We start from the raw sequence: 21,802 nt of genomic DNA on the forward strand, positions 1-21,802 counted from the left end.
CGTGCTGGCCCTGATTAGGCACCAACGGCCTTGAGAAGTTCGCTTGCACGTGCGCGCATACCCGACGGGGCTTCGCTGTCATCGGCAATCTCGGTCAGAAGCGGCTTGGCCGCATCAATTTCACCAGCCGCAACATGCAGCAGGGCAATCATTTCACGCGCCGAATAGTACCAGGCATTTTCCGGCACAGCGATCGGCTCAAGACGGGAAATCATGTCCTTGGCGTTGGTTTCATTGGCACTGTTCATCGCAATCTGAACGACGGCAAGGTCACGGTAAACCTGATCAATGTCAGCGTTACCGGCAACGGCTTCCAGTTCGGTGATCGCAGACGGGGCCGCACCGGCGCGCAGGTAAACAGCAGCCTTCTGGAAATGACCAAGGGCAACAAAACCGGCATTGCCGTTCGCGATGATCGCATCAAGCGCCTCTAGCGCGGCATCCTGTTTATCGTCACCTGCATTTGCCAGCTCAACAGCATTGGCAAGGCGGGTGCCATTTTCGATGCTGGTGGTCTGCTCGTAGGTTTTCCAGCCTTCACGACCGGCAACACCCAAAACAATCACAGCAGCAGTGCCGATGACATATTTCCCGTATTTGCGCCACAGGGCTTCTGTGCGTTCGCGCTTCAGGTCTTCTTCGACTTCCTGGAAAATATCAACCACGAAAACGGCTCCAATCCGGTCACAATAAAGCGGGCAACCTGCCCGCTTATCTGAATTAATTCTGGCAAGGATTTAACGCGCCAGCACGCACAGGGTCAAGTCTGCTCGAAGCCAATCAGGGCATTCGGTCGATTATTTTGCAAGATTGGCGGTTTAGCGCCTGTCTCGACCCTGGATTTTTGAATTTTCGCATCGAGACAAACCCTGCCATTGGGGCAAAAAAGCGGCACATTGCACCAAACAGGGAAAGAATTGCCCGTTCGGCCCCTGCAACAGGTTCCAAAGCGCCGGTTTGCATTTTCTTTGCGTGTTATCGACATCACAAAAATACAAATTGATCGCGCAAGAAACGGCTGAAATTAAAACAACTTTGCCCATATTGCAGGTTTAGAAGAAAATCACGACAATTCCGGCACAGTGATTGCTTTGATATCCGGCAAGGGAACAGATTTCACAAGTTCATCGGTCAAATTTGCCCGGTGAAGGGACGGAGACACCATGGGACGTTGTCAAAAAGTGTATAGCCGGTTCGATGCCAAGCGCGTCATTCGACAGCGTATTCTGGCAGGATTATTTGCGGCTTTGCTGGGTTCGGGGGTTGCAGGTTGCAGCACCACAATGTCTGACATCACCGGTACGCACATCTTTACCGGCGGCGAATGGTATCTGGCCTTTGACGTGATCAGTATCATCAATACCGACAAAACGCTGGTCGACCATGTTGTGTCGCTTTCGACCGGCAAGGATTGCTCGACCATTCGCAAAATCGACGGCAAGTCCTATTGCAAAAAGGACCCGGTGCCGGAAACACCACTTTATTGCTATCGTACGCTTGCAGCTGTCAGCTGCTATCGCACGCCTGATCCCTATAACACCGGCGCACAGACCGTTGACTGGCCCCCTACCCGGTCACGCAGCCTGTAACTGTCAGCCTTCTGATATCTCAGGGATATTCAAACCGGTCACGATTATTGTGAACCGGTTTTTGTCCATTGAAACTTGAGACAGAAGCCAATCCGCGATACCGTGTCATATGGTTGTCATGTTCTGTTTTTCAGAGCCGGACGATCAGACGATCACATGGCCGGAGAATGACATGGGAACACTGTTCGATTTGGCAAAATACCGCAAAGCCAAAAGCTTTGTTCATTTTGACCGGTCTGAACTTATGCGGCTCATGAACACCTATTCCCGGCAGGTCGCAAGTGGTGCCTGGCGCGACTATGCGATTGATCATCTCGACGGGATGGCAATGTTTTCCATCTTCCGCTCGACCCACGAGACACCGCTTTTCACCGTTATCAAGCTTAGCAGCGAACATCAAAATGCCGGGCAGTATCTTGCATTGCATAGCGGCGAGAGGATCAAGCAAAGCTCCGATATCATGAATGTGCTTGATGCCATTGAAAAGCGCGCGCGCAAGGTCGTCCCGCTGTTTAAAAATAATTCCTGAACACATATCCATATCAATGAGCCGCATTCCGATATCTGATTTATGCGGCTGTCACCGGTTGCGGAAATCTGATCCCACCTGACGATATAGGCGGTTTTCCAGACACCCCAATTGATTGTGCTGAATACGACTTTTTTGAATACGGATATGAACGTGCGTCCTTTGGCCTTTGCTATTCCCCGAAAATTAAAGATCACAGCAATGACCGGCGCGCTTTTGCTGGCATCTGTACCCGTCGTACAAAGTGCGACAATGAGCCGGGAATATCAGACCGGTTACTACGCCTATAAATCCGGTGATTTCAAAGAGGCTAGACAAAGCTGGGAAGTCGCCGCACTCAAAGATGATCCCTATGCGCAATACGCGCTGGGCCTGATGAATTATCGCGGCGACATTGGGCACCCTGATTATGTCGAGGCCGCCAAATGGTTCCAAAAGGCCGCAAACGCCAATCATAGCGGCGCGATCTACTATATCGGCCTTTTGTACTTCAATGGTCATGGCCTTCACTATGACCAGTTTCGTGCCACCCAATATTTCAAGCGCGCCCTTGAGGCCGATCCGAAAAATGGCGATGCCGCCTATTTGATCGGCGCCCAGTATTTTCATGGACGCGGTGCGCGGCAAAACTTTGTCGAAGCCGCCCGATATTTTGAACTGGCCGCCAACACCAATCATCACGCAGCCCAATTCATGTTTGGGGCGATGCTGGAACGTGGCTGGGGACGGGAAGAAAACCGCGAAGAAGCCTATTACTGGCTGCGGCGTGCGACACTGGGGCCGATCACCTTGCCGCCCGGTGTTGAAATGGAAATACCGATGGATCCGATTGGCGCGACTGCAACACTGGAAGCCCGCCTGCGTTCAGATCAAATTACCCGGGTCGACAAACGACTTCACGCCGAAGGTTTCATCCCGAACTAACTGTAAATCCGCTTAGTGGTGGGTTTCGATAACCGTACCGGTTTTGACAACTTCAGTGATTGTCACACCAAGGTTTTCGTCAACCACAACCAGTTCGCCACGGGCGACCAAGCGGTTATTGACGTAAATATCAACCGGCTCCCCCACGCGACGATCAAGTTCAAGAACCGCACCGCGGGTCAGACGCATCAATTGCGCCACCTGAATCTGGCTTTTGCCGATCACGGTTGATACGCGCACCGGCACGTCATAAGCCGCACCTATTTCAGATGCGCCATGTCGCTTGGAAAACGGATCTCTATCGTCATCAGCCATGATTATCGGCCCATCCAGTCAGGTCGGAAGAATCGGGAACCTTGTATCTTAAAGGTTAGCTTTGAAAAAAGTGTTAGCAAGCCCAATCTCTTAAAAATCTGATGACCGGCAAAATGTATCGACACAATTTCACGGTAGTTTTTTGTATTATAATCCCCTACACAAATGCCCATCCGCGGCCACCAATGGTCGTTTTTCCGTGATCCAATCTGATGTCTGGACGTTACATGACATATGACCGCCAATGGGTGGCTGACGCCATCAGCAAAATCGAAGCTGATTTCAATCGCTCCGCCGACACACATCTGATCCGTCTTGATCTGCCAAAACTTGATGGCATCGGACTGTATTTGAAAGATGAGTCGACCCATCCATCGGGCAGCCTCAAGCATCGTCTGGCGCGGTCACTGTTTTTGTATGGGCTGTGCAATGGCTGGATCACCAAAGACACCCCGGTGATCGAGGCGTCAAGCGGCTCAACCGCCGTATCAGAAGCCTATTTTGCCCGTCTGCTTGGCCTGCGTTTCATTGCCGTGATGCCGAAATCAACCTCACAGCAGAAAATTGACCAGATTGCCTTTTACGGTGGCGAAAGCCATCTGGTCGATCACAGTGGCCAGATTTACGAAGAATCCCAGCGCCTTGCCCGTGAACTTGACGGTCATTACATGGATCAGTTCACCTTTGCCGAACGCGCCACCGACTGGCGCGGCAACAACAACATCGCCGAAAGCATCTTTGATCAGCTTAAGCGTGAACCTCACCCGGTTCCGCGCTGGATCGTTGTGGGCGCGGGCACTGGCGGCACGTCTTCGACCATCGGACGCTATATCCGGTATGGCCGGACCTTGGGCAATGGCTGCGAGCTTTGCGTTGCCGATCCGGAAAACTCGATGTTCTATGATGCCTATGAAAGCGGGGATTGCTCGGTCACCGGAACAAAAGGATCGCGTGTCGAGGGTATTGGCCGTCCCCGCGTCGAACCAAGCTTCAACCCCACCGTGGTTGATCGCATGTATCGCATTCCCGATGCGGCAAGCTTTGCGGCACTGGCCTATCTCGAACGTCATCTTGGGCGTCGCTGTGGCGGGTCCACGGGCACCAACCTGATTGCCACGCTGGCACTTATCACCGAGATGAAGAAAGCCGGCCAAACCGGTTCAGTCGTCACATTGCTGTGTGATGGCGGGGATCGCTATTGCGACACCTATTACAATCCGAACTGGATCGCTGCCCAGAATATCGACCTTTCCCCATGGACAAAGGCACTGGAACAGTTTGATGAAACCGGCCTGTTTGAGATGCCGCTTGAACATCAGACCGGCTATGCCCGTGTCTGATCAGGCACCAAACAAAAAAAGACGGGCGGTTAAACCGCCCGTCAGGCAACACAGAGAAAGCTTCTCAGGGGAGGAGAGACAAGAGATTTAGCCGCTGACAGTAATCTTGCGCGGCTCGGGCTTTTGTTCTGCTACTTTGGGGAGAGTCAGAACAAGAACACCATTTTTGAACGATGCCGTGATGTTATCCACATCAACCGTATCATTCAGACGGAATGACCGTTTGAAACTGCCGAAACTGCGTTCGACAATGCGGGCCCCTTCACTGGATTCCCGGGCGGACTTCTTTTCGCCGGTAATCGTCAGGACACCTTCAAGAACCGACACATCGACATCATCCTGCTCGACACCGGGGAGTTCGGCGGACAGTTCAATGTGATCATCGGCTTCGTGAATATCGATCCGCGGGCTCAAAAGGGTTTTGGCTGCTTCCTGACCATCGGCCTGCAGCTTGGAAGCTGCGGCACGATCACCAAAAATCGAACCGATCACACGATCAAAATCACGGGAAATAAGCGAGAATGGATCACCATAGGTCGGTGCAGATGCAAGACGACGTGCGGATCCATTAAGAGTCTGAAGACCAGTCATAATTACCCTCCGTTAAGACGAGTATTCTTGCGCCATAAGTCCAGACCAGGCTGCAACCTTGACGCGTATCAGGGCACCATGCCCCTTTGCACCCTTGAGATAGATCGCTGGATTTTTTCCGCAAGTGGATCGATGCATTTTTTTGATTTTTTTTGATGAACCTGCCCCATCGCCCCGCGCAACCCGTTTGCCGGACTGGCTTTTTCAGAAAATTCGAAACTGAGACTGGCACTCACCCCCATAGCAGATTAGCTTCATGCCATTGTTTGTCGGCCCGATGGTCGACCTCCTCTATAAGGAAGAGCCATGAGCACCCTTTTCTCCCCGCTATCGCTGGGCACGCTGACCATTGATAACCGCGTTGTCATTGCCCCGATGTGCCAATATTCCGCTGATAACGGCAAAACCACCGACTGGCACCCGATGCATCTGGGCAATCTTGCCCAATCCGGTGCCGGATTGCTGATCATCGAAGCAACGGCCGTCGAACCCGAAGGCCGGATCACCTATGCCGATGTCGGCCTGTGGGATGATGAAACCGAAGCCGCCCTTAACAAGACCATCTCCGCAATCCGCAGCCATTCCGATATGCCGATTGCCATTCAGCTTGCCCATGCGGGCCGCAAGGCATCTTGTGAAAAGCCCTGGCTTGGCGGTCATGTCCTTGCACCGGAACACGCCAATGGCTGGCAGGTCTGCGGCCCGTCGGCCATTGCTTTCCGTGACGGTGATCAGGTCCCCGAAGCCCTGTCAAAGTCGCGGGTCAAAGAGATTGTCCAGGCCTTTGTCGAAAGTGCAAAACGTTCGATCCGTATCGGTTTTGATGCCATCGAACTTCATGCCGCACACGGTTACTTGCTGCATCAATTCCTGTCGCCACATGCCAACAAACGTGACGACGAATATGGCGGGTCCTTTGAAAACCGTATTCGCCTCGTTGTGGAAATCTATGATGCCGTGCGCGCCGAGGTCGGCACCGACTATCCGCTTGGCATACGCATTTCCGCATCTGACTGGGTTGATGACGGCTGGAATATTGATCAAAGCGTCGAACTGGCCAAAATCCTTCATGCACGCGGTTGTGACTTTATCGATGTTTCGTCCGGTGGACTGCATATCGATCAGAAAATCCCGCTTGGCCCGAATTATCAGGTTCCTTTTGCCGCCCGTATCAAAGCTGAAACCGGCATGACGACCATTGCGGTTGGTCTGATCACCGAGGCAGAACAGGCAGAAGCCATCACCTTTACCGGTCAGGCCGATGCCATCGCCCTTGCACGTGGCATTCTGTATGACCCGCGCTGGCCGTGGCATGCCGCGGCAACACTGGGTGCGGAAGTCAAAGCAGCACCGCAATATCTGCGCTGTCAGCCCCGCAGCCTGAAGAAACTTTTCGGCTGATCCTTCCACCCTAGCCGTTCAGAGAAAAAACTAAACCATTGGATAGGTATCCTTGACTTATATCAAGGATACCTATCGGTCTCTCCCATACCTTGGCGTCAATCTGAAATAATTCAAAACAACCTGTGCAAACCATGGAGCCGCGCAGGTTTTCGCCAAGGACTGGAAGTGAGATGCCCGTTTTCCGCGTTGTTGTATTTGCCTTTTGCATGGCGCTGTCCCTGAACGCCAAAAGTGCCGAAATACTGATTTCGACTGAAAATACAGCCGATCACTTTCAAACCATATTTCTGGAAGATTTCGCCAAAGCCCTGAACAGTTCGATCAGCGAACACAAATTCCGGGTTGTCCATTCTGCACAGGCCTTCAAGGACCGAGACGTCGCCGAAGCCCTTTCAAGCGGACGCATTGCAATTGCTGCACCGGGAATCTGGCATCTTGGCCGTTTTGCCCCGGACCTGAATGCCCTTTTGCTTCCGAGTTTTATGGGGCTTGATTCCCAAGCCGTTCGCGAACTTGTGGACAGTGATTTCGGGGTGCGTCTGAACCATGCAATCGAAAAAAACCTGAATGTCCGGGTAATCGGCCGATGGCTTGATCTTGGCCCTGCCCATATCTTCACACGCGAAGCATCGATCAATCATTTCGATGATCTGCGCGGGTTACGTATTCGCTATGCCGGTGGCGAAGGTAATGCCTTGCATCTCAAGGAACTTGGTGCCATTCCGGTCCTGATCCCGTGGCCCGACGTTCCCGAGGCCCTTGATCGCAAGGAAATTGACGGGCTTCTGACCACCACCAGCACAGTTGTCAGTGCCGCACTTTGGGAACACGGAATTGCACATGCATTTCTGAGTCACTCCTACTATCCGTTCTACATGCCCTTGATGTCACAAGATATCTGGGCACGTCTGTCACCAACGGTTCGCGAAACCATCTTGCGGACTTGGGAAGAAATGGTCGATGAAGGTCGCAAACAGGCGATCACTCATCAACAGGCATCGCTGATCACCGCAGCCCAAAACAATGTTGAAATCGTCGCCCCCGACGAGGCTGAACGCAGCCATCAACGCCTTGACCTTCTGCGTCATCAGGTGGACTTGGCCAAAACCATTGGCATCTCGAAAGAAGCACTGAATACCCTGACACAGATCGCGGGGGAAAAATGATGGTCTATAAAACAAAACCATCGGGCTGGCGTCGTATCCTTGATGAACAGTTCCTCAGCGTCTTTCTGTCTATCGGGTTGCTGCTGGGCATCCTGTTTCTGATGACCTGGCAAACGACCAGCGAACGGGAAAATGCACAGCAACGGGCAATTGACAGCACCGGCTTTGCGATCACGACCTATAGCGGCAATCTGGCCAGTATTCTGATCAAGGCGGACAACGCCGCCCTGATGGCCGCACGGGAAGCCGTAATTGTCCCCTACTATGACTTGGAACGGCAATTGTCGACCATGATCAAGGACGACAATAATCTGGCCGGTTACATCCTGTTTGACGCCAGCGGCAAAGTCGCACACGAATTCACCTTCTTTGAACATGCCAGCAGGAACTTGCCGATTGAAGAAATCCTGGCCCGCCACCGGGATGCATGGATTGAACCAGCCTTCAGGTCTTCAAAAGACCTTGGCATGAAACCGGGATATTTTGCGGTCGAACGCGGCATCTGGTCGCCCGACGGAACGTTTCTTGGCGTGATCATGGTCCTTCTGGCCATCGAAAACCCGTATGAAGACACGCCGCTTGAACGGTTCCTTGCCGGGTCAAAGATGCGGGTTGCGACCCTTAATACCGACAACCTTCTGGCAGAAGCCCAATCTTCCTATGGCGGGGAAACCAAATGGTTTACGGCCCGTCAGGAAGATGCGTTCTGGAACCTGACGACCGGCACGAGTGAAATTGACACCGGTGGCGTCGCCCTGTTTGGTGACTTTGTGATGGCGCGCCAAAACCTTGACGGTCTTCCGATCACAATCTTTATGCAGGTCCCTGTCGAAGGCTTTATGGACAACTATTACGCAACGCGCCAAACCGCCTTTATTGCGGCACTTGTTGTTATCGCGGTTACCCTGTTCCTGATCCTGCAAATTCGCATTGATCGCAAAGCCAAACACAAGAACGAACTTAAACGCCTTGAACTCGACAAGCGCCTGCAATTCTCGCTCGACAGTACCGGCCAAGGTCTTTGGGACTGGGACTTCACCAAGGATGCCGGATATTACTCCGACAACCTGTACCGGTTGATGGAACTGCATCATGGCGAAGTTTGCCTGACCTTTGAAAGCTTCAAGGACCGCATTCATCCAGATGATCGCAAGCAGTTCGATGCCGCAATCGCCGAACATATCAAGGGGGACAAACCGGCCTTTGAAGTTGAAGCCCGAATGCATGTCGGCTCGGAAGATCAATGGAACTGGTTTAGCCACAGCGGATCAGTAATCGAATGGGACAAGGACCAAGCGCCTAAACGCATGATCGGACTGGTGAAAAACATCCATCATCAGAAACTCAAACGCATTGATCTGGAATTCAAGGCCCAGCACGATCCCCTCACCGGCCTTCTGAACCGCGCAGCATTTGAGGATCACGCCAGGCGCACCCATGCGCTAACACTGCGAACCGACATGCCCTATTGTATGATCATGCTTGATATTGATCACTTCAAACGGGTCAATGACACATATGGTCATGATTGTGGCGATATCGTCCTTAAACGAATTTGCGAAATCACCTCGCGCGCCTTGCGGTTCGAAGAAGAAAAGCTGCTTTTCCGGCTTGGTGGCGAAGAATTCGTCATTCTGCTGCCCCAGAACAATTGTACCGCCGGGGCGGCATTGGCAGAACGCATCCGCAAGAATGTTTGCGCGGAACCAATCTTTGCCGAAGGCCATCTTATCGATGTTACGATAAGTGCTGGTGTTGCTGCCTATCGGGATAATGAACTTCCCCAAGACACCTTAAAGCGGGCTGACTGGGCACTTTATCAAGCAAAGAATTTGGGACGTGACCGCATCCATTGCGCACCGGCCCTGATTGATGTCGATCTTGCCCAGCAACACACCTTGAGCACGGTTGCCAACTGATTGCATCATCTTGGTTGTCGGATGGTCGTGTGTCGGCATGACCGCACCAAACAAAGAGCATCCCAAGCGCACAAACAAAAAGGGCCCCGCGATTGCGGGGCCCTGGCCCTTCTCGTAGTGCAAGGTCGGTTGGTTGGTAAGGCTTAGAAGCCCATGCCACCCATGCCGCCCATACCACCCATGCCACCCATGTCAGGTGCGCCAGCCGGTTTGTCTTCGGCTTTCTCGGCGATCATGCATTCGGTGGTGATCAGCAGACCAGCAACCGAAGCAGCGTCCTGCAGGGCAGTACGAACAACTTTGGCCGGGTCGATGATGCCAGCTTTGATCAGGTTGGTGTATTCGCCCTTCTGAGCGTCATAACCAAACTCCATGTCGTCCTGCTCAAGCAGTTTGCCAGCAACAACCGCGCCGTCTACGCCAGCGTTGGTTGCGATCTGACGAACAGGTGCCTGAAGGGCACGACGAACGATGTCAACACCGATGGTCTGGTCATGGTTTTCACCTTCGAGACCTTCGAGCGCGCGGACAGAGTACAGCAGAGCCGTACCACCACCAGCAACGATGCCTTCTTCAACAGCTGCACGGGTTGCATGCAGAGCATCGTCAACGCGGTCTTTGCGTTCTTTAACTTCGATTTCCGAAGCGCCACCGATTTTGATCACAGCAACACCGCCAGCGAGTTTCGCGAGACGTTCCTGCAGTTTTTCACGATCGTAATCAGAGGTGGTTTCTTCGATCTGGGCGCGGATCTGGGCAACACGGCCTTCGATCTGTGCTTTTTCACCAGCGCCATCAACGATGGTGGTTTCTTCTTTGCTGATGGTGACCGATTTTGCGGTACCGAGCATGTCAAGCGTAACGCTTTCCAGCTTGATGCCGAGGTCTTCGGAGACAACCTGGCCACCGGTAAGGATGGCGATGTCTTCGAGCATGGCTTTACGACGGTCGCCGAAGCCCGGTGCTTTAACAGCAGCGATTTTCAGACCACCGCGCAGCTTGTTGACAACCAGGGTTGCCAGAGCTTCGCCTTCGATGTCTTCAGCAATGATCAGAAGCGGCTTGCCGGTCTGAACAACAGCTTCGAGCAGCGGAAGAACCGGCTGCAGCGAGGAGATTTTCTTGTCGAAGAGCAGGATGTACGGAGCATCCATGTCTGCAACCATTTTCTCCGGGTTGGTTACGAAGTACGGAGACAGGTAACCACGGTCGAACTGCATGCCTTCGACAACGTCGAGTTCGGTGTGCAGGCCTTTGGCTTCCTCAACGGTGATAACGCCTTCGTTGCCAACTTTTTCCATGGCTTCAGCGATCATGTCGCCAACTTCACGGTCACCGTTTGCAGAGATGTTACCAACCTGTGCGATCTCGTCACGACCAGCAACTTTACGTGCACGGCCAGAGATGGATTCGATAACTTTGGCAGTTGCCAGATCGATACCGCGTTTCAGGTCCATCGGGTTCATGCCAGCAGCAACGGACTTGTTGCCTTCACGAACGATTGCCTGTGCCAGAACGGTTGCGGTGGTGGTGCCGTCACCAGCCAGATCGGCGGTTTTCGACGCGACTTCGCGAACCATCTGTGCGCCCATGTTTTCGAACTTGTCAGAAAGTTCGATTTCTTTGGCGACCGAAACACCGTCCTTGGTTACGCGCGGAGCGCCAAAGGACTTCTCGATAACAACGTTACGACCTTTCGGGCCGAGGGTCACCTTGACAGCGTCTGCCAGGATGTCGACACCACGCAGCATTTTAGCGCGTGCGTCGGTGGAGAATTTTACTTCTTTAGCAGCCATAATATTCTTTCCTCTCTATGAGACGGATGAACGTGGACTTAAGTCACCCAAAGGGCTGACTTATTCCATGATGCCCATAATGTCGGACTCTTTCATGATCAGCAGCTCTTCGCCGTCGACCTTTACTTCGGTGCCGGACCATTTGCCGAACAGGACTTTGTCACCTGCTTTGACGTCGAGGGCTACGACCGAGCCATCTTCTTTGCGAACGCCAGAACCAACAGCGACGATTTCGCCTTCCTGCGGTTTTTCTTTGGCGGTATCCGGAATAATGATGCCACCGGCAGTCTTGGTGTCGGACTCGACACGACGTACCAGGACGCGATCATGCAGCGGACGGAACTTCATTTTAGACAACTCCGTGTTAAAGCTAAGGCTCGTTTAAAACTACGACTAACCGGGATGAGCCCGTATTAGCACTCACCCCCGGCGAGTGCTAACAGCATTTATTGAAGTGCCTGTTCAAAGTCAATAGGGAGATACAAAAAGACGCGGAAATGTCACGATTTCTACGCATTTGGCACCGGATTTACGCAGGTGAAAAGCCTGATCCGAAAAGGGCTGCCGATCACAACATTTTCCGCCTGCGGGCACAACCCCTTGTCGCAAAAAATAACGCACCTTTGGCCGAACACAAGTGGTCATCGCGGCACGAAATAGCGTCCATACAGTTCCGGCTCATCAAAATGCCGCCGTCCGACAAAGGCCGTTGCATGGTGCCCCCACTGACGCATGGCACCAGGTTTATCGATGCCCAACGGCCACAGAATAAACCGTTCCAGCCTCTCTGTACTGGGAACAAAGCCGTTTTCATTATAAAGGCTGGCATAACCGGTTCCATCCCCAAGCGCGATGCGCCCCAATTCCTGTTCGGGCACAAGGGTTGATGCGACACTGTGAAGCACTTCACTGTTACGCGCAGGCGTCACCGCCAACAGATAATGACTGATAGCATCGATCCAGAGAACAGGTTGCCTCAGGATGGATGGATCAACCGGCCCTGCCGGGCTTTCCGCTGTTTCGCGAATATCCCCGTCCTCGGGGACCTCGATCCGGCGCAGGGACGAGCTTGGGAAAAACAGGTGATAACATCCGCAGCCATGAATGGTGTCTGCAATCAATGGCGTTCCATCGTCATCAAGGGTCACGCGCCAGATCAGGGCATCAAGATTTCCGGCAAGAATATCAAACATGCCTTGCGACGGACGCTCTGAAAACCAGACGGAATAAATGATCTGTGGATGCCATTGGCCGCTAAACCATGTGTGGCTCAGTCGATAAAAGATCGCAGGTTGTTCGACATCAACATCGGCTTGTGCACCCCGGGCTTGCAAAGCCGGATGGCCTATCCGGTCGCTATCCGACTTTGTCAGGACACTAAATTCCGGGACATATGCTTGGGCAAGTCGTTCAAGCTCCGCCACTGTCAGGATCAAACGCCCAAAGCCATCCTTTTTGATTTTCTGCACAGCAAGACTTGATGATCCTGTGTCACCCCGGCCAATCCACTGATAGCTCTGCCATGCTCCACGCTCAAGCAATGCCTCTGGAGCAAGGTCAAAGCTACCCAGATTGTCGCGTTTCCAGCCTTCATACCCAAAATGGGCGGCAAAGGCGGTTAGCGGGTAGAACCCGGCAATCCGCTGAAAATCAAGATAGTCATCCGGAACGAAAACCACCTTTGAGAGGTCATCATAATCATCCAGCTCAAGTGCGGACGCCAATTTCTCTGCACAGGTTTCAATTTGTGATGCTGACAGTTCCGCGTCCGACAGATTCCGTAACTCACTGATGCGCGCTTCGCGGTCAAGCGTCCGCATTTGCGCCACCCAATCCGCAAAAAGGACATCCGCCGCCTGCCCCTCTGAAATCGCCGCCCCAATTTGTTTGCCCATCAGGACAGAATTGCGATTTGCGCGTAAAAACGGATATCCCGCGACTGGAGAATTCTCGGCATTCCTGAGTTCGCGCTTATCAACCTGCATATCGACATATGCAAGTTGGGCCGAGCAGGACATTTGTGAAATGTCGGCGGTCACGACAGGGCCGGACGCACAACCAGCCAGCCCCGCAATTAAAACTGTCAGAACCCCGCCACCAGCAATTCTTGCAACCAAACCTGAACGCATTTTCCCAACCATCTGCATTGCATTCCGCAACCTGTTCGACATGGCAGTGTCGCACATCGCCAATCATTGTGCGATTGGCGATCTGAAACAAAAAAAGCCGGATGCTTTTGCACCCGGCTTGATCTTGTTCGGTTGGCAGAGGGTCTTATTCGACCGTAACCGATTTCGCAAGGTTGCGCGGCTGATCAACGTCGGTGCCTTTGTGGACAGCAACGTGATAGGCCAGCATCTGAACCGGAATGGTGTAAAGGATCGGTGCCACGAAATCGGCGACCTTTGGCAGTTCAACCGTCGCCGATGCCATATCGCCAAGTTTTGCAAGTCCCGGCGCATCGGAAATAAAGATCACGCGGCCACCGCGTGCCGCAGCTTCCTGCATGTTCGAGGCGGTTTTTTCAAACAGCTCGTCAGACGGTGCAATGACAATGATCGGAACCGATTGGTCGATCAGGGCAATCGGGCCGTGCTTCATCTCGCCTGCGGCATAACCTTCGGCATGGATATAGGAAATTTCCTTAAGCTTAAGGGCCCCTTCCATCGCAATCGGATAACCAAGACCACGACCGAGATAGAGAACATCGCGCGCATCGGCGATATCAAGTGCCAGCTTTTTAAGGGCCTCATCATGATGCAGGACTTCGGCCGCATGTTTCGGCACTTCGGTCAAGGCATTGACGATGGCGGCTTCTTCATCCTTGGCAAGCGTGCCGTTTTCACGACCGATGGTGACAGCAAGGCATGCCAGAACGGTAAGCTGCGTGGTAAATGCCTTGGTCGAGGCAACGCCAATTTCCGGGCCGGCATAGGTCAGAAGGACAACATCGCTTTCGCGTGCAATCGTACTTTCGGGCACGTTCACAATGGAAACGATTTTCTGTCCTTTGGACTTCGCATAGCGAAGGGCAGCCAGAGTATCAAGCGTCTCGCCAGACTGCGAAATGAACAGGGCAACACCGCCCTTTGGCAGTGGCGGACAGCGATAACGGAACTCGGACGCCACATCGACATCAACACCAAGACCGGCATAACGTTCGATCCAGTGCTTTGCCACCAAGCCAGCATAGAATGACGTGCCACAGGCCACAATCGTCAGGCGGGTCGCATCGGCAAACGAGAACGGCATATCCGGCAGCTTGATCGTCTGGGTCGCCGGATTGATAAAGGCATGCAGGGTATCGCCAATCACGGCTGGCTGCTCGAAGATTTCCTTCTGCATGAAGTGATTGTAGTTGCCCTTGCCCATCATGGCGCCCGACACGGCCGACAGTTTGGTTTCGCGGGTGACATCAACATCATTCTCGTCACGGACCTGAACGCTGTCACGGGTCATTTCGACCCAGTCGCCTTCTTCAAGGTAAATCAGCTTGTTAGTCAGATGCGACAGCGCCATGGCATCAGAACCCAGATACATTTCGCCTTCGCCAAGACCAACCGCAAGCGGCGTTCCGCGGCGCGCACCAAAGATCACATCATGATGACCGGCAATCATGATCACCAACGCAAAGGCACCTTCGATGCGATGCAAGGTGGCTGCAACCGCATCACGCGGCGATTTACCCTGATCGATGAAATCAGACACCAGATGCACAACGACTTCAGTATCGGTTTCAGTGGCAAAGACGCGGCCCTTGGCGGTCAGCTCTGCCTTGATTTCCTGATAGTTTTCAATGATGCCGTTGTGAACAACCGCCACTTTGCCATCGGTATGGGGGTGCGCATTGTTTTCGGTCGGAACACCATGGGTTGCCCAACGGGTGTGGCCAATCCCGACATCACCTGCAAGCGGGCTTTGCTCCAGACGATTGGCAAGGTTAATCAATTTGCCTTCAGCGCGGCGGCGTTCAATATCGCCATTCACAAGCGTAGCAATCCCCGCACTGTCATAGCCACGATATTCAAGGCGCTTAAGCCCTTCAAGAATTCGTTCGCTGACGCTGTCCTTGCCGATAATCCCGATAATGCCGCACATATTTGTTATGTTCCTGGTTCAAATCGCTTTTTTAATTTCCGCCATGCCAACCACCCCGGCGCACAGCAAATTCAAGTTCCGGTATCCGGATTAATTCTTGCCGGTCAGGGCCCGCATTTTTTCGCGGAACTTGGCGGCCCATCCTGCTTTTTCAATGCGCTCTGCACGGGTTAGCGTCAGGGCATCGGCTTCGACTTTTCCGGTGATCGTGCTTCCGGCCCCGACAATCGCGCCGTCACCGATTTCAACCGGTGCGACAAGGGCAGAGTTGGAACCGATAAAGGCCCCAGCCCCGATATCTGTGTGTTGCTTGCGATAACCGTCATAGTTACACGTGATCGTACCGGCACCGATATTGGCCTTGGCACCGACCCGGGCATCGCCGATATAGCTCAGATGATTGACTTTGGCCCCGTCTTCGACAACGGCCTTCTTGATCTCGACAAAGTTGCCAACCTTGGCACCGGCACCGATTTCAGCCCCCGGACGCAAACGGGCATAAGGCCCGATATCCGCGGCTTCCCCGACATTGCAGCTTTCAAGGTGACTGAACGCCTTGATCACAACGTTGTCGCCAACCGTCACACCCGGGCCAAACACGACATTGGGTTCAACAATCACATCGCGGCCAATTTTGGTATCCGCACACAGGAATACTGACGCCGGATCAATCAGGGTCGCGCCGCCTTCCATTGCCGCCTTGCGCAAACGGTCCTGCATGATGGCCTCTGCCACCGCAAGCTGCGCACGGGAATTAACACCAAGTGTTTCTTCCTCGTCCACTTCAATGGCGACGCAACTGTGGCCTTTTGCGCGCGCAACCGCCACCGCATCGGTCAAATAAAACTCGCCCTTGGCATTGGCGTTATCAATCGCTTCAAGTGTGGCAAGCATATCTTCGGCGCGGAAGCACATGACACCGGAATTGCAGAAATTGATCGCACGCTGGGTAGCATCACATTCCTTGTCTTCCACAATCGCCAGAAGTTCCCCCGATGTTACGTCCGTCACCAAACGGCCATAACCGGCGGGATCATCCGGACGGAAACCCAGAACAGCAACCGCATGGTCGCCTGCCTCGCGGGCGCTAACAAGACGCTCAAGTGTTTCGACGGTAAAAAGCGGACTGTCGGCATAAAGCACAAGAACATTGCCCGAAAGACCGGCCAAAGCATCCTTTGCAGCCAGAACAGCATGGGCAGTCCCCAGACGATCCGTTTGTTCGAACGTAGGATGCGGGGCAACGGTTGCGACCAGTTTCGGCATATCCGGACCAACCACAATCATGGTCTTGTCCGCATCGAGTTTGGCCGCCGTATCAATCACGTGATTGACCATCGTTTTACCGGCAACCTTGTGCATGACTTTGGGCAATGCGCTTTTCATGCGCGTGCCCATACCAGCTGCCAAAACCACAACACTTAATTCAAGTGACATTTATCAATCCGCTTGCCGCATTTTTAATGCAGCATCCCCTGTTCTTGCATCGTGTATGTCTATTGATAACCACACGGATAATCTGATTTGCAGCAAGTCTTAAAACATATTCCCTTGCGGCAAAAGCCCATAAAGAATCACGTTTTGTTACCGCCTGTTAGCAGATGTTACCGTTTGTTAATGGCACAAACTCGGTTAAGTTCCTCTGAATCTGAAGCCACACATTCATCACCCCATATCGGAGCCCCAAGCCAATGGCAAAATTCATCATGTTTGATCTCGACGGAACCCTGATTGACGGCGTCGATGATCTGTTGTTTGCAATGAATGGATTGCTTGGCGCACATAGTCTTGCGGCCCTGACCCGGCACGATATCGAGGCCATGCTGGGGGATGGCACCTGGATGCTGACCAAACGCGCCTTTGCCAAACACGGTCAAACGCCCGACGATGCCACACTTGATGAACTTAATATCGACTTCAACACTCGCTATGTTGAAACCGATTACGCCTACACCCGGCTTTATGAAAATGCTGAAAATGTGTTGCGCCAACTTAAAGCCGATGGCTGGTCCATTGCGCTGGCATCCAACAAGCCTGAAGGCCCGTGCAAGGCGATTTTGAACAAGCTTGGCATTGCCGATTTATTCACGGTCATCGCCGGTGGCAATTCGTTTGAAGTTAAGAAGCCCGATGGTCGCTTCCTGCGCTTTGTGCTTGATCAAATGGGCTATAAACCCGGCTCTGACGACATCGCCATCATGGTTGGCGATCACGCCAATGACGTGAATTCGGCCCGTGATGCCAATGTCCATGCCATCGCCGTCGCGTTCGAAGTTGACGACACGCGCGCAAATTCACTGGGTGCCGATGCCGTTGTCACGGCCTATGAGAATCTGCCTGAAGCCATCAAATCCATCACCGGGATGTAAGCAGCTTTAAGCGACCTGAAACACCCAAACACCAAGCTTCTCGGAGCATCGACCATGTATTCTCTCTTGCGCGCCGGATGTTTTTGTCTGCTGGCCTATGCAGTCGTGGTAGTTCCTTCGCCCGTATTTGCACAACAACCTGATCAGGAAAACCCGGCCAGGGGCGGACTTGTGCTGGACGAGGCATCCAGTCGTCAGGGGGAAGTTCCGGATCAAACCGTCATTGTTCTGCATACCCCGTATCAATGGGAGCTCAGCACCAAACAGGGCAACCAAACCCTGTTTATCCGAGACTGGAACACTGGCGATGAAATTGCAGAGGACCTTGGCTGTTTCATGTGTGAAGGCGAGGACGATAACTGCAATAAGGACGGCATCTTTGTCCTCGCCGAACCCGATGTCAAAGACACAACCGCCTTCTTGCTGGTCTGTCACAAGGGCGCGCATTCACAACGCGCCCGCCTGATTGCCCCGGCACAGCAGTCAACACCTGTCATTGATGTGAAAGGTGCCTATTTCGTGAATTGGGAACTTGTCGACGGCAAGCTTCTGATCACCCATGACGGCGATGCACCCAACAACGTCATCTGGCCAATACCGTAACCTAAAAAAAACCCGGTCGACCTTGTTGCCGACCGGGTTTTGATTACGGGCAGGATTGAAAACCCAAAGCCTAGTGGCTGTCTTTCGGGATTTCCTTGCCACGATGCCCGACAAGGAAGTCGAAATCCGCGCCACGGTCTGCACCAATCACAGACTTGTAGTAAAGCGATGCATAACCGCTGGCCGGAACCGGAACGGTGCTTTTCCATTCTGCCAGACGTCTGGCCAGTTCTTCGTCACTGATATCAAGATGCAGGCGACGGTTGGGCACATCAAGTTCGATCATGTCGCCATTCTGCACGACAGCAAGCGGTCCGCCTGCTGCGGCTTCTGGCGAGGTATGAAGCACCACAGTGCCATAGGCAGTACCGCTCATGCGTGCGTCTGAAATACGCACCATGTCGGTAATGCCCTTGCGCAGAACCTTGGGCGGAAGGCCCATATTCCCGACCTCGGCCATACCCGGATAGCCTTTCGGTCCGCAATTCTTCAGAACCATGATGCAGTTTTCATCGATATCAAGGCTCTCGTCATAGATCTTGGCCTTGTAATCGTCGATGTCTTCAAACACCACCGCACGACCACGATGGGTCAAAAGGGCTGGCGTTGCCGCCGACGGCTTAAGAACCGCACCATTCGGGGCAAGGTTACCCTTGACCACAGCGATGCCACCGCTTTCGGTCAGGGCCTTTTCGAACGGACGAATGACGTCATCATTCCAGTTCTGAACATCTTTGACCTGATCCCACATGGTTTCCCCCGAAACCGTCAGGGAATCATTATGAAGCTTGCCCGCCTCGGCCAGTGCCTTGATCACCACCGGCAGACCACCGGCATAGAAGAATTCTTCCATCAGGTATTTGCCCGACGGCTGCAAATTCACGATGGTCGGAATATCACGACCAAGGCGATCCCAGTCATCAAGGCTAAGATCAATGCCAACACGTCCGGCAATGGCAAGCAGGTGGATGACCGCGTTGGTCGATCCGCCAATGGCACCATTGACGCGAATGGCGTTTTCGAACGCTTCCTTGGTCATGACGTCAGACGGTTTAAGGTCATCCTTGACCATCTGCACAATCCGGCGGCCGGTAATATGCGCCATCACACGGCGGCGACTGTCGACAGCCGGAATGGCCGCATTCCCCGAAAGCGCCATACCAAGGGCCTCGGCCATGCTGGCCATGGTTGATGCCGTTCCCATCGTGTTGCACGAACCCGGCGAACGCGACATGGCAATTTCGGCTTCAAGGAAGTCTTCGGTGCTGATCTTGCCAGCCTTGCGGTCCTCGGAAAGCTGCCAAAGCGACGTTCCCGAACCGATATCCTGCCCGCGCCACTTGCCATTCAGCATCGGACCACCGGTCACAACGATGGCCGGAATATCCACACTGGCCGCCCCCATCAAAAGGGCCGGGGTGGTTTTGTCGCACCCGACCATCAGGACAACACCATCAAGCGGCGTCCCGCGCAGGGCTTCTTCCACATCCATCGCCGCAAGGTTCCGGAACATCATTGCAGTCGGGCGCAATGTGCTTTCACCGGCCGAGAAAACTGGGAATTCAAGCGGCAGGCCACCGGCTTCATAGATGCCATGTTTAACCCGTTCGGCAAGATCTCGAAGATGTGCATTACACGGGGTCAATTGCGACCATGTATTACAAATACCGATCACCGGGCGACCGTCAAACAGATCCGAAGGCAGACCCTGGTTCTTCATCCAGCTGCGGTGATAGATATTGTCCTTGCTGGTTCCGCCGAACCAACCTTCTTGCGACCGCAATGTCCGCGGCCAGGGTGCCGGTTTGAACTTCGTCATGCCCGTTTTCCTTTTTGACTTATTATCATGACCGATCCGGAAACATGCGGCTGGGACGGCCACATACCGGACTTTGAACGACACAGGATGGCAGCCAGGTGGCAGTTATGGCTGTGTGCGCCCACACCTGTGTTGTTCCGCGCCATCGTATTGTTATGCCTTGTTTTTGTTGTAGACGTCGAAGATCACTGCCGCGAGAAGCACCAGACCTTTGATCACCTGCTGCCAGTCGATACCGACACCAATGATCGACATCCCGTTATTCATCACGCCCATGATCAATGCACCAACCACCGCACCGATCACCTTGCCAACGCCGCCCGACATCGATGCACCGCCGATAAACACGGCCGCAATCACATCAAGCTCGAACGCAAGACCGGCCTTTGGGGTTGCCGTATTCAAACGTGCGGCAAAGACCAGACCGGCAAGGGCTGCAAGCATGCCCATATTGGCGAATGTCAGGAAGGTAAGGCGCTTGGTATTGATGCCCGAAAGCTTGGCGGCTTTTTCGTTCCCGCCCAGCGCATAAATACGACGCCCAAGGGTGGTTGAATTGGTGATAAAGGTGAACAACGCAATCTGAAGCGCCATGATCACCAGAATGTTTGGCAACCCGCGATAGGTCGACAGCAAGTAGGTGACATAAAGGATCGCAAGACCGGCAATCGCGTGTTTGGCGGCAAAGAATGCCATCGGTTCGTCCACGGCGGCAAACTTCGCCTGTTTCGCCCGCGAACGCAGACCAAGGATTGGCAACAATGCGGCCAGAACCACACCGATTGTCATCGAAAAGACGTTAAAGCGCCCCTCGATCAGACCCGCAAAGATATCCGGCAGGAAGCCCGACGACATTGCCTGGAATTCTGGCGGGAACGGACCAACCGACGCACCGCCCAGCAGGGCCAGCGTCAACCCCTTGAACACCAGCATCCCGGCCAGCGTCACGATAAAGGACGGAATGCGCCAATAGGCCACCCAATAGCCTTGGGCGGCACCAATGATCGCACCAACAACAAGACAAGCCGGAACAACAAACAATGTCGGCAGGTCCCAGTTCACGATCATCACAGCGGCCAGCGCGCCGACAAAACCAACGACCGAGCCGACCGACAGGTCAATATGCCCGCCGACAATCACCAGCAACATGCCAACGGCCATGATGATGATATAGCTGTTTTGCAGGAACAGGTTGGTCAGGTTAACCGGTTTCAGCATGATGCCGTCGGTCAGAACCTGGAAAAAGGCCAGAATGGCCACCAGCGCAACAACCATGCCGTATTCACGGATATGGGTGCGCAAGTAGTAACCAATTGATTTGTTATCAGTATCCGTCATTG

The 21,802-nt window shown here is 53.5% G+C and carries 19 protein-coding genes; 9 read left to right on the forward strand and 10 right to left on the reverse strand.

What is annotated here, in order from left to right:
- Positions 1-14 precede the first annotated feature (14 nt).
- Positions 15-665, reverse strand: a complete 651-nt coding sequence (locus TH19_RS16945; RefSeq protein ID WP_114103544.1) for a tetratricopeptide repeat protein — start codon at positions 663-665, stop codon at positions 15-17.
- Between the two features lie 498 nt (positions 666-1,163).
- Between TH19_RS16945 and TH19_RS16950 the strand changes: the two genes are divergently transcribed.
- The 3 genes from TH19_RS16950 (at position 1,164) to TH19_RS16960 (ending at position 3,042) form a co-directional block, all read left to right on the forward strand.
- On the forward strand, positions 1,164-1,589 hold the full coding sequence (locus TH19_RS16950; RefSeq protein WP_114103545.1) for a hypothetical protein: 426 nt from the start codon (positions 1,164-1,166) through the stop codon (positions 1,587-1,589).
- Positions 1,590-1,761: 172 nt separating this feature from the next.
- A complete protein-coding gene (locus TH19_RS16955) occupies positions 1,762-2,118 on the forward strand; it encodes a DUF2794 domain-containing protein (protein ID WP_114103578.1) in 357 nt (118 codons plus the stop codon).
- 201 nt (positions 2,119-2,319) lie between these two features.
- The gene (locus TH19_RS16960) at positions 2,320-3,042 is read left to right on the forward strand and encodes a tetratricopeptide repeat protein (RefSeq protein WP_258548013.1); all 723 of its coding nucleotides are present in this window, start codon (positions 2,320-2,322) and stop codon (positions 3,040-3,042) included.
- Positions 3,043-3,054: 12 nt separating this feature from the next.
- On the opposite strand, the gene fliN is transcribed toward TH19_RS16960, so the two are convergent.
- Entirely contained in the window at positions 3,055-3,357 is a 303-nt protein-coding gene (gene fliN / locus TH19_RS16965; protein WP_114103547.1) for a flagellar motor switch protein FliN, read from the reverse strand.
- Between the two features lie 212 nt (positions 3,358-3,569).
- Between fliN and TH19_RS16970 the strand changes: the two genes are divergently transcribed.
- Positions 3,570-4,697 (forward strand): PLP-dependent cysteine synthase family protein, encoded by a 1,128-nt coding sequence (locus TH19_RS16970; RefSeq protein ID WP_309471254.1) that lies wholly within the window; start codon positions 3,570-3,572, stop codon positions 4,695-4,697.
- An 87-nt stretch (positions 4,698-4,784) separates the two neighbouring features.
- Here the strand turns inward: TH19_RS16970 and TH19_RS16975 are convergent, their stop codons facing one another.
- Positions 4,785-5,288, reverse strand: a complete 504-nt coding sequence (locus TH19_RS16975; RefSeq protein WP_114103549.1) for an Hsp20/alpha crystallin family protein — start codon at positions 5,286-5,288, stop codon at positions 4,785-4,787.
- 306 nt (positions 5,289-5,594) lie between these two features.
- Here TH19_RS16975 and TH19_RS16980 point away from each other — a divergent pair, with 306 nt between their 5' ends.
- From TH19_RS16980 to TH19_RS16990, 3 genes are all read left to right on the forward strand, one after another.
- Entirely contained in the window at positions 5,595-6,689 is a 1,095-nt protein-coding gene (locus tag TH19_RS16980; RefSeq protein WP_114103550.1) for an NADH:flavin oxidoreductase/NADH oxidase, read from the forward strand.
- A 173-nt stretch (positions 6,690-6,862) separates the two neighbouring features.
- Entirely contained in the window at positions 6,863-7,858 is a 996-nt protein-coding gene (gene dctP, locus TH19_RS16985) for a TRAP transporter substrate-binding protein DctP (protein ID WP_181846457.1), read from the forward strand.
- The gene (locus TH19_RS16990) at positions 7,855-9,777 is read left to right on the forward strand and encodes a GGDEF domain-containing protein (protein WP_114103552.1); all 1,923 of its coding nucleotides are present in this window, start codon (positions 7,855-7,857) and stop codon (positions 9,775-9,777) included. Before dctP ends, TH19_RS16990 begins: the two co-directional genes overlap by 4 nt.
- Before the next feature lie 143 nt (positions 9,778-9,920).
- Here TH19_RS16990 and groL read toward each other — a convergent pair whose 3' ends face one another.
- The 5 genes from groL to glmU all read right to left on the reverse strand — a co-directional run bounded on the left by groL (position 9,921) and on the right by glmU (position 17,108).
- Positions 9,921-11,573: a chaperonin GroEL gene (gene groL / locus TH19_RS16995; protein WP_114103553.1), complete on the reverse strand. Its 1,653-nt coding sequence runs from the start codon at positions 11,571-11,573 to the stop codon at positions 9,921-9,923.
- Between the two features lie 60 nt (positions 11,574-11,633).
- Positions 11,634-11,921: a co-chaperone GroES gene (gene groES / locus TH19_RS17000; RefSeq protein ID WP_181846458.1), complete on the reverse strand. Its 288-nt coding sequence runs from the start codon at positions 11,919-11,921 to the stop codon at positions 11,634-11,636.
- A 293-nt stretch (positions 11,922-12,214) separates the two neighbouring features.
- Complete coding sequence (locus TH19_RS17005) at positions 12,215-13,702, reverse strand: hypothetical protein (RefSeq protein WP_147250785.1); 1,488 nt, start codon at positions 13,700-13,702, stop codon at positions 12,215-12,217.
- A 145-nt stretch (positions 13,703-13,847) separates the two neighbouring features.
- Positions 13,848-15,671 carry a glutamine--fructose-6-phosphate transaminase (isomerizing) gene (glmS, locus tag TH19_RS17010; protein WP_114103556.1) on the reverse strand — a complete coding sequence of 608 codons (1,824 nt, stop codon included), beginning with the start codon at positions 15,669-15,671 and terminating at the stop codon, positions 13,848-13,850.
- Between the two features lie 90 nt (positions 15,672-15,761).
- The gene (gene glmU, locus TH19_RS17015) at positions 15,762-17,108 is read right to left on the reverse strand and encodes a bifunctional UDP-N-acetylglucosamine diphosphorylase/glucosamine-1-phosphate N-acetyltransferase GlmU (RefSeq protein ID WP_114103557.1); all 1,347 of its coding nucleotides are present in this window, start codon (positions 17,106-17,108) and stop codon (positions 15,762-15,764) included.
- A 254-nt stretch (positions 17,109-17,362) separates the two neighbouring features.
- Between glmU and TH19_RS17020 the strand changes: the two genes are divergently transcribed.
- Positions 17,363-18,040 (forward strand): HAD hydrolase-like protein, encoded by a 678-nt coding sequence (locus tag TH19_RS17020; protein ID WP_114103558.1) that lies wholly within the window; start codon positions 17,363-17,365, stop codon positions 18,038-18,040.
- A 54-nt stretch (positions 18,041-18,094) separates the two neighbouring features.
- Complete coding sequence (locus tag TH19_RS17025) at positions 18,095-18,643, forward strand: hypothetical protein (RefSeq protein ID WP_147250786.1); 549 nt, start codon at positions 18,095-18,097, stop codon at positions 18,641-18,643.
- A gap of 70 nt (positions 18,644-18,713) precedes the next feature.
- Here the strand turns inward: TH19_RS17025 and araD are convergent, their stop codons facing one another.
- Positions 18,714-20,462 carry an L-arabinonate dehydratase gene (gene araD / locus TH19_RS17030; protein WP_114103560.1) on the reverse strand — a complete coding sequence of 583 codons (1,749 nt, stop codon included), beginning with the start codon at positions 20,460-20,462 and terminating at the stop codon, positions 18,714-18,716.
- Between the two features lie 153 nt (positions 20,463-20,615).
- Positions 20,616-21,800, reverse strand: coding sequence for a multiple monosaccharide ABC transporter permease (mmsB, locus tag TH19_RS17035; protein ID WP_114103561.1), 1,185 nt, complete (start codon positions 21,798-21,800; stop codon positions 20,616-20,618).
- Positions 21,801-21,802: the final 2 nt, after the last annotated feature.

It is taken from the genome of Thalassospira profundimaris (assembly GCF_003326675.1).
GTDB classification, from domain to species: Bacteria; Pseudomonadota; Alphaproteobacteria; order Rhodospirillales; family Thalassospiraceae; genus Thalassospira; species Thalassospira aquimaris.